1 protein-coding gene is annotated in these 1670 nt (G+C 40.8%); it reads left to right on the top strand.

What is annotated here, in order from left to right:
* The first annotated feature begins 123 nt into the window (after window positions 1-123).
* Window positions 124-1617, top strand: coding sequence for an IS5 family transposase (locus QUA03_RS28830; protein WP_333217141.1), 1494 nt, complete (start codon window positions 124-126; stop codon window positions 1615-1617).
* The last annotated feature ends 53 nt before the right edge of the window (window positions 1618-1670 follow it).

The following is a 1670-nucleotide window of genomic DNA, read 5'->3' on the forward strand; positions in this document are numbered from 1 at the left end:
AGGGCTTGCTGAATATATCGCCCGCGTGTTACGTGGCCTGGGTTATTTGATCGCGCGCTCAATAGTAAAGTGCAAGATAAACAGGTAGAATAGGTCAAAAGCCCTGCATCACCACCTGCGATCGTGTACAGAAAAGCTGAGCTTGCTCCCCTCCCAGCCTTAGACTTTGAACTAGCCAACGGGTCTAAATTGTCAGCGGACAACCGTTGGGTAAAAATGGCCAAAATAATCCCGTGGTCTGAATTTGAATCAGAATATGCGGCCAATTTCCCCACAGCGCATGGTGCACCAGCCAAATCGTTTAGGATGGCATTGGGGGCATTAATTATTAAAGAAAAATTAGGAATTAGCGATCGCGAAACAGTAGAACAGATCCGGGAAAACCCCTATCTACAATACTTCATCGGTCAATCAAGCTACAGCAATGAACTCGCATTTGACCCATCTTTATTAGTACACTTTCGCCAAAGAATTAGTCCCAACCTAATTAATAAAGTGAACGAACGCATGGTCGAAAAAATGCGAGAAATCACGCCAGTCCCTCCCGAAAAAAAAAAGGATTCGGAGGGAAAAAATGAGTCACCCAATCGCGGAAAATTAATCATAGATGCAACCTGTGCCCCAGCCGATATTAGTTATCCGACCGACTTAGGACTATTAAACAGAGCCAGAGTTCATACAGAAAAAATCATAGACATCCTGTATAAACAAATCAAAGAAAAAATCCATAAAAAACCAAGAACCTACCGTAATTTAGCAAGAAAAGACTACTTAGCAGTAGCGAAACAAAGACGACCCACTCGCAAGAAAAGAAGACAGGCAATTAAAAAACAACTTCAATACATCAAAAGAAACCAGGCTCATATTGAACAGTTAATCGATTCAGGTGCGACCCTAGGATGTCTGAATAAAAAGCAATATAAAACCTTGCTAGTCCTCACAGAAGTAGCTCGCCAACAGCAATGGTTATTTGACAACAATAAACAGAGTATTGAGGATAGAATAGTAAGTTTAAGCCAACCCCACATCCGTCCGATAGTCAGAGGAAAAGCCGGAAAAAGCGTAGAGTTTGGAGCAAAACTATCAGCCAGTTGCTTTGAAGGATATGTATTTTTAAACAGGATGAGCTGGGATAATTTTAACGAATCAGGAGACTTAAAAGCCCAAGTAGAAGCTTATTATAGATTCACAGGATACTATCCAGAGTCAGTTCATGCAGATCGAATTTATCGAACAAGAGAGAACCGAGCTTGGTGTAAAGAAAGAGGAATTAGAATCAGTGGGCCTCCTTTAGGAAGACCGCCAGCAAACGTCAGTAAAGAAAAAAAGAAGCAAGCCGCAGATGATGAAAGAATTAGAAATGCGATAGAGGGCAAATTTGGACAAGGTAAACGAAGATTCGGCCTGAATCGAGTAATGGCTAAACTCGATAATACATCTGGTACGGTTATTGCAATTACTTTTTTGGTAATGAACCTTGCTACCTGGTGGCGCCGGGTTTTTTGTGTGTTTTTATGTCTATTTGGAAAAACAACACCTGTTTTTGCGTGGAAGATAATCTACAATTATAATTGGGATGAATCGATACAGAAAAAACTTATATTTAACTCGGCTTGAAGATATCGATCGCTCTTATTCTTGATGTGCGATCGATTATTCAGCAAGCCCTA

The sequence above is a fragment of the Microcoleus sp. S36b_A4 genome (genome assembly GCF_036700645.1).
Classification (GTDB): domain Bacteria; phylum Cyanobacteriota; class Cyanobacteriia; order Cyanobacteriales; family Microcoleaceae; genus Microcoleus.